At 65.0% G+C, this 7,778-nt stretch carries 3 protein-coding genes and 1 CRISPR repeat array; all 3 genes read left to right on the top strand.

All coding sequences use genetic code 11. The features are described 5' to 3' along the window. Positions 1–48 precede the first annotated feature (48 nt). Positions 49–2,334: direct repeats of the CRISPR family, unit length 29 nt; unit sequence CTGTTCCCCGCACACGCGGGGATGAACCG. 148 nt (positions 2,335–2,482) lie between these two features. Continuing rightward, on the top strand, positions 2,483–3,520 hold the full coding sequence (locus ACEYYA_RS08455) for a zinc-dependent alcohol dehydrogenase family protein (protein ID WP_374799571.1): 1,038 nt from the start codon (positions 2,483–2,485) through the stop codon (positions 3,518–3,520). A 169-nt stretch (positions 3,521–3,689) separates the two neighbouring features. Beyond that, positions 3,690–5,477 carry a sigma-54-dependent Fis family transcriptional regulator gene (locus ACEYYA_RS08450; protein ID WP_374799569.1) on the top strand — a complete coding sequence of 596 codons (1,788 nt, stop codon included), beginning with the start codon at positions 3,690–3,692 and terminating at the stop codon, positions 5,475–5,477. A gap of 134 nt (positions 5,478–5,611) precedes the next feature. Beyond that, a complete protein-coding gene (locus ACEYYA_RS08445; protein ID WP_374799567.1) occupies positions 5,612–7,765 on the top strand; it encodes a hydantoinase/oxoprolinase family protein in 2,154 nt (717 codons plus the stop codon). Positions 7,766–7,778 lie beyond the last annotated feature (13 nt).

Genomic DNA, 7,778 nt, shown 5'->3' with positions numbered 1-7,778 from the left:
ACGCGGGGATGAACCGCTGCGCCCCGAACTCGCCCCCGAGGCTGACGGCTGTTCCCCGCACACGCGGGGATGAACCGCTGCGCCCCGAACTCGCCCCCGAGGCTGACGGCTGTTCCCCGCACACGCGGGGATGAACCGTCGCCGCGCCGGGCGGCGGGCTGTAATCAATCCTGTTCCCCGCACACGCGGGGATGAACCGGAACGACCCATGGCTAAGATGAAAGCAACCGGCTGTTCCCCGCACACGCGGGGATGAACCGTGACCAATTACGACGGTAATATCGAGATCGCCCTGTTCCCCGCACACGCGGGGATGAACCGGATGGTTGTGGGCCAGGATCATGGCGCTGGCACTGTTCCCCGCACACGCGGGGATGAACCCCGGCCAGGGAAATGCCGGTCAGCTCGCCCGCCCTGTTCCCCGCACACGCGGGGATGAACCGGGTCGGCCTTGCCTGATCTGGTCGATAGCAACCTGTTCCCCGCACACGCGGGGATGAACCGTCCTTGTCCCACTGCTGGGACAGGTCCGTGAACTGTTCCCCGCACACGCGGGGATGAACCGCGCCAGCACACGCGCCCGCACGGCCGCCGTCTCTGTTCCCCGCACACGCGGGGATGAACCGGGGTATAGGATAACAGGCCTACGGTCAACTTACTGTTCCCCGCACACGCGGGGATGAACCGTTTTGTGTGGGCATAACGCACGAAACGGGTAGCTGTTCCCCGCACACGCGGGGATGAACCGGCGTGGATTTCATCGCGAGTCGGCAGCACCCGCTGTTCCCCGCACACGCGGGGATGAACCGCGGCGGGTTGTTGTGACCGATCACCGCGTTCACTGTTCCCCGCACACGCGGGGATGAACCGAGGCGCAGTCCGTTCCTGGCATCGATCTGGGCCTGTTCCCCGCACACGCGGGGATGAACCGAACCGCTTCAGCCAGGACAAGGTGTTCGTGTCCTGTTCCCCGCACACGCGGGGATGAACCGGCTGAATAGCCGTCCGGTTGCTGATCCTAGCACTGTTCCCCGCACACGCGGGGATGAACCGAAGCCCCCGCAGCCGGACAGCTATGTGCCGCGCTGTTCCCCGCACACGCGGGGATGAACCGGATTTATACGGGGGTTTCTTTCCATCGCGAGGCTGTTCCCCGCACACGCGGGGATGAACCGCGCAATGTTTGCGCTTTGATTTTCTCGTTGTACTGTTCCCCACGCACGCGGGGATGAACCGCTGCCGCGAAATCAGGCCCGGTGCAGATCGGCCTGTTCCCCACGCACGCGGGGATGAACCGCCGGGATTGGGCCGGTTCGGTGGCGGGGCAACCTGTTCCCCACGCACGCGGGGATGAACCGGTCGCGTCGTCGGTCGCGTTGAAGGTCGCGTCCTGTTCCCCACGCACGCGGGGATGAACCGCTGGCCTGGAATGAGGCGTAGAACTGATCACCCTGTTCCCCACGCACGCGGGGATGAACCGCTGCGCCTGCTGCCCAACGGCGCGCCCGACCGCTGTTCCCCACGCACGCGGGGATGAACCGTGCTAACCAGCGCCCGAGCGCGTCTGTCGGGCCTGTTCCCCACGCACGCGGGGATGAACCGACCCGCATCCCGATCCTGATCGGCATGGGGGCCTGTTCCCCACGCACGCGGGGATGAACCGGCTGACATGAAATGACAAACAATGTTCGTGGGCTGTTCCCCACGCACGCGGGGATGAACCTCCACCGACCGGCGCGAATCCGGGGCTAACCACCTGTTCCCCACGCACGCGGGGATGAACCGTTGATCCAGACTTGCCCCGCCTCCAGGCTGGCCTGTTCCCCACGCACGCGGGGATGAACCGGACGACCAGATCGACGGCGCATGGACCAAGGACTGTTCCCCACGCACGCGGGGATGAACCGTGGCAAGCATGGGTGGCTGGGCCAACGCCATCCTGTTCCCCACGCACGCGGGGATGAACCGTATCATGCTCTCGCTCAACAGGGTGCGCTGTCCTGTTCCCCACGCACGCGGGGATGAACCGAATGCGTCGCGGGTCAGGGTGTAAATGGCTTCCTGTTCCCCACGCACGCGGGGATGAACCGCTCGATTGGCAGGCCACTTGGCGGAATTGGGTCTGTTCCCCACGCACGCGGGGATGAACCGGGGGCGACAGCATGAACCACAAACCCGCGTTCCTGTTCCCCGCACACGCGGGGATGAACCGTCGTCCATGATCCAGTCCTCTTTGAGCCACCACTGTTCCCCACATACGCGGGGATGAACCGGCGGATGATCGCGTTTATTTAGGGCGCGAAAACTGCTCCCCACACACGCGGGGCTGAGCCGTTCTCCATATGCCGCCCCTCTCTCGCGCATACTGTCCTGCCCATTCGCGCACCGCAGCACTCGGCCCGTTCGCCGGCGCCGTCCGAAAATCGGACGGGCGCGCGGCGGGGGGCGGGTTATAGTCGGGGCATCTGTACAGGAGGGCTCCATGAAAGCGCTTGTCTATAACGGCCCCGGCGATAAGGGCTGGATCGAAAAGGACAAACCCGGCATCGAAAAGCCGACCGATGTGATCGTGCGGATCACCAAGACCACGATCTGCGGCACCGATCTGCACATCCTCAAGGGCGACGTGCCCGCCGTCACCAAGGGCCGCACCCTTGGTCACGAAGGCGTCGGCATCGTCGAGGAGGTCGGCCCCGCCGTTCGCAACTTCAAAAAGGGCGATGCGGTGCTGATTTCCTGCATCACCTCATGCGGGGCCTGCCCGAACTGCAAGCGTCAGCTTTATGCCCATTGCGAGGATGGCGGCTGGATCCTGGGCCACAAGATCGACGGCACGCAGGCGGAATACGTGCGCATCCCGCATGGCGACAACTCGCTGTATCCGATCCCGGCGGGCGCCGACGAAGAGGCCCTGGTGATGCTGTCGGACATTCTGCCGACCGGGTTCGAGATCGGTGTGCAATATGGCGGGGTCAAGCCCGGCGATACGGTGGCCATCGTGGGTGCCGGTCCGGTCGGCATGGCGGTGCTGCTGACGGCGCAGTTCTATTCACCCGGTCGCATCGTGATGATCGACATGGACTCCGCCCGGCTTGAGATGGCGCGCACCTTCGGCGCCACCGACACCATTCAGGTGGGCCAGGACGATGCCGTTGCGACGATCATGGACATGACCGGCGGCAAGGGCGTCGATGTGGCGATCGAGGCGGTGGGCGTGCCCGCGACCTTTGATGTCTGTCAGAAGATCGTGGCCCCCGGCGGGCATGTCGCCAATGTCGGCGTGCATGGCACCAAGGTCGATCTGCATATCGAAGAATTGTGGATCAAGAACATCACCATCACCACGGGGCTGGTCTGCACCAACACCACGCCGATGCTGCTGAAGACGCTGCAGGCGGGCAAGGTCGATCCCGCCCGACTGGTCACGCATCGGTTCAAGCTGGGCGACATCATGGAGGCCTATGAGGTTTTCGCCAACGCCGCCCGCGAAAAGGCGATGAAGGTGATCCTGAACGCCTGAATCCTGCGCGCAGCCGGCCCGGTGCGGGCTGCGCGCCACCTTTGCGGCCTGCCGTCTGAAAATCGGACAGTTTTCCCGCCCGGACCCCTGTATGATGCCATTTCGCACGCGACCTTTGGGGGCCGTGTGCGGTGCTGAAAGCGTGGTCATGCGCTCTGGGGAGGGAGAGATGCCACACCGGCTGAGCAAATCCGATTGGGAGGATTACCTGGCCACGGGCCGGATTCCGCCGCAGATCCGTGGCGACGTTCTGCTGAGCTGGCAGCGATCCTCGCCGCGCCACATCGCGCGGTTGAAGCGGGCGCCGATCCTGTCCGAGGAAGAGCTGCTGACCCAGCGGGCCTTGTCGCGCCGGCTGCGGGTCAGCGCCCAGACCGCCCTGGCGCGGGCCGGGCAGTTGCTGGACGGCACCGGCAACATCCTGCTGCTGTGCGACCGGCAGGGGGTTGTGGTGGATGCCGCAGGCGACCGGCGCACGCTGGACCGGGGGCGCGAAAACCATCTGCACATTGGCGGCAACTGGTCCGAGGCTGCCATCGGGACCAATGCGATCGGCACCGCCCTGCATATGGGCAGCCCCGTCATGATCCGCGAGGCCGAACATTTCTGCGAGGAAATCCAGCGCTGGAACTGTGCCGCGACGCCGGTTGCCGATCCGGCGACCGGGGCGGTGCTGGGTGTCGTCGACATTTCCTGGCGCAGCGGGATCAACCCCGATACGGCCGCGGTGGCGCTGTCGGCCACTCTGGCCATGCAGATCGAATCCGAGTTGCGCCGGTTGATCGCGCATGAGCGCGAGGCGCTGATGGACCAGTTGCAGCGGATGCGGCTGCGCCGCGGCAGCCAGCCCATGCTGGTGATGGATCGCGCCGGATCGGATGTGTTCGCAACCGAGGATTTCACCCGCTTCTGCGAAAACGATGATGCGCTGCGCGAATTGCGCCAACGCATCCCCGACTTGATCGATCAGACGCCCAAGACGATTGCCGAGGCGCTGTCGGGCTGCATGCCCGGCACCGACCTTGAAATCATCGGCCCCGAGGATCAGGCGATCGGCGTCATGATATCGCTGCGGCGGCCCACGCGGCCCGCGCCCGATCCCGGTGCCGAACTGGCGCGGATCGGGCGGGCCGGGCAGGCGATTGCGCGACTGTGCACGCAGGCGCAGCGTCTGGCCCCGACCGACATCCCGATCCTGATCGAGGGTGAAACGGGGACCGGCAAAAGCTTTCTGGCCCGCGCCATTCACCGTGCCAGTCCGCAGGCTGACGAAGCCTTTGATCTGCTTGACTGCACGGACCTGACCGACGACGGGTTGCGCCGGGACATCGCCGCCGGTCGGTTCGATACGCGGGGGATCTTGTGCCTGAACTCGCCCGGCGCGGCGCCGATGTCGACGCAGAAGCTGCTGTTCGGGCTGGTCGAGCGCGCGACCGAACATGGCGCGCGGATCATCGCGCTGTCGACGCGGCATCTTTATCATGAGATGACCGAAGGCCGCTTTCGCAGCGATCTTTACTACCGCATCGCCGGTGCGCGGCTGGAAATCCCGCCACTGCGCGCGCGCCGCGACGAGATCGAGCCGATGCTGCGCGAGACGATCCGCCGCCACGCCGACCGGCAGGGGGCGCGCGAATTGCGCTTTACCTCGGGGGCGATGGCGCGGCTGAAAAGCTATGGCTGGCCGGGCAACCTGCGCGAGATGCACAACCTGATCGCGGCGCTGGACGCCCTGTCGCCGACCGGGCTGATCGACGAATCAAGCCTGCCACCCGAGTTCCGCGAAGCCGCGCGTCCGCTTGGCGACGACACGCTGCGCGATGCCGAGCGCGCACAGATCATCGCCGCACTGCAAGCCGAGACCGGCAACCTGACCCGTGCCGCGCGCCGCCTGGGGATCGCGCGATCGACGCTGTATCTGAAGCTGGATAGCTATGGCATCGCGCGCGGGCGCTGAGCCGCGCCTTCGCGTCCGCAGCATGTCCGTCGGACCGCCCGATCATCGGACATCCGGCCCCCGCCCATCCCCGACATCCTGTCCGTCAGCCGCGCCCGCATCCGGGCCGGCCCGACAGGATGGGAGGGGCTTTCATGCCATTGGACAAGGACAACAAGCGATCCGTGCAGGTGCTGGGCATCGACGCGGGCGGAACGATGACCGACACCTTCTTCGTGGATTCCGAGGGCGAATTCGTCGTCGGCAAGGCGCAATCGACCCCCGACAACGAGGCGCGCGGCCTGCTTGAATCCAGCCGCGAGGGGCTGGAACATTGGGGTCTGAGCCTTGAGGACGCGCTGTCCTCGATCCAGACGGGGGTCTATTCCGGCACCGCGATGCTGAACCGCGTCGTGCAGCGCAAGGGGCTGAAAACCGGGCTGATCGTCAATGCGGGGATGGAGGATTTTCACCGCATGGGCCGCGCCTGTCAGGCCTATCTGGGCTTTGCCTATGAAGATCGCATCCATCTGAATACCCATTACTACGACGATCCGCTGGTGCCGCGTCACCTGACGCGCGGCGTGATGGAACGCATCGACATGTTCGGGACCGTCGTGATCCCGCTGCGCGAGGAGACCGCCCGTCAGGCCGCGCAGGATCTGATCGCGCAGAATGTCGAAGGCATCGCGATCTCGCTGTTGCACAGCTACAAGAACCCGGGCCATGAGCGTCGCGTGCGCGATATCGTGCTTGAGGAAATCGAAAAGGCGGGAAAGCAGATCCCGGTCTTTGCGTCTTGCGACTACTATCCGGTGCGCAAGGAAACCCATCGCACCAACACAACCGTGCTTGAGGCCTTCGCCGCCGAACCCTCGCGGCAGACGCTGAAAAAGATCAGCGGCGCCTTCAAGGAAAACGGGTCGAAGTTCGATTTCCGGGTGATGGCCACGCATGGCGGCACGATCTCGTGGAAGGCCAAGGAACTGGCGCGCACCATCGTGTCAGGCCCGATCGGCGGCGTGATCGGCGCGAAATATCTGGGCGAAGTGCTGGGCTACAAGAACATCGCCTGTTCCGATATCGGCGGCACATCCTTTGACGTGGCGCTGATCACGCAGGGCGAACTGACCATCCAGAACGACCCCGACATGGCGCGTCTGGTGCTGTCGCTGCCGCTGGTGGGGCTGGATTCGGTCGGCGCGGGGGCCGGGTCGTTCATCCGGCTGGACCCCTATACCAAGGCGATCAAGCTGGGCCCGGACAGCGCGGGTTATCGCGTCGGCGTCTGCTGGGCCGACAGCGGGATTGACACGGTGACGATCTCGGATTGCCACGTCATTCTGGGCTATCTGAACCCCGACAACTTTCTGGGCGGTCAGGTCAAGCTGGACCGTCAGCGCGCCTGGGACGCGATGAAGGAACAGATCGCCGACCCGCTGGGCATCAGCGTCGAAGAGGCCGCGGCCGGTGTCATCGAACTGCTGGACAGCGACCTGCGCGATTATCTGAAGGCGCTGATATCGGGCAAGGGCTATTCGCCGTCGTCCTTTGTCTGCTTCTCTTACGGGGGCGCGGGGCCGGTTCATACCTATGGCTATACCGAGGGCATGAACTTTGAAGATGTCATCATCCCGGCCTGGGCCGCGGGGTTCAGCGCGTTCGGCTGCGCGGCGGCGGATTTCGAATATCGCTATGACAAGTCGCTGGACATCAACATCGCCGAAAAGGCGGGCGATGACGCCAAGGCCAGCGAAGCCAGGATCATCAACGAGGCCTGGAACGAACTGGCCGAAAAGGTGCTGGAGGAGTTCGAGCTGAATGGCTACACCCGCGATCAGGTCGAATTGCAGCCCGGCTACCGGATGCAATATCGCGGCCAGTTGAACGATCTGGAAATCGAAAGCCCCATCGAAAGCGCGAAAACCGCCGCCGACTGGGACAAGCTGGTCGATGCGTTCAACGAAAAATACGGCCATGTCTATGCCGCCTCGGCCCGGTCGCCGGAACTGGGCTATTCGGTGACGGGCGCGATCATGCGCGGCACCGTGCCGATCCCCAAGCCCAGGATCCCGAAGGAAGCCGAAGGCAGCGCCACCCCGCCCGACAACGCCAAGCTGGGCACGCGACAGTTCTATCGCAAGGGCAAATGGGCCGACGCACAGCTTTACCAGATGGAAAAGCTGTCGCCCGGCAACCGCATCACCGGCCCCGCCATCATCGAATCCGATGCCACGACCTTTGTCGTGCCCGGCGGGTTCGAGACCTGGCTGGACGGCCATCGCCTGTTCCACCTGAAAGAAGTGTAAGGCGTGAGGGGAG

The organism is Paracoccus zhouxuedongae, assembly GCF_041927815.1.
Classification (GTDB): Bacteria; Pseudomonadota; Alphaproteobacteria; order Rhodobacterales; family Rhodobacteraceae; genus Paracoccus.
The sequence above is the reverse complement of the archived record's forward strand: the minus strand, read 5'-3'. Positions and strand labels throughout refer to the sequence as shown.

Bases quoted from the DNA above. Each gene is read 5' to 3' on its own strand.
- ACEYYA_RS08455 (WP_374799571.1), top strand. From the start codon at position 2,483: ATGAAAGCGCTTGTCTATAACGGCCCCGGCGATAAGGGCTGGATCGAA.
- ACEYYA_RS08450 (WP_374799569.1), top strand. From the start codon at position 3,690: ATGCCACACCGGCTGAGCAAATCCGATTGGGAGGATTACCTGGCCACG.
- ACEYYA_RS08445 (WP_374799567.1), top strand. From the start codon at position 5,612: ATGCCATTGGACAAGGACAACAAGCGATCCGTGCAGGTGCTGGGCATC.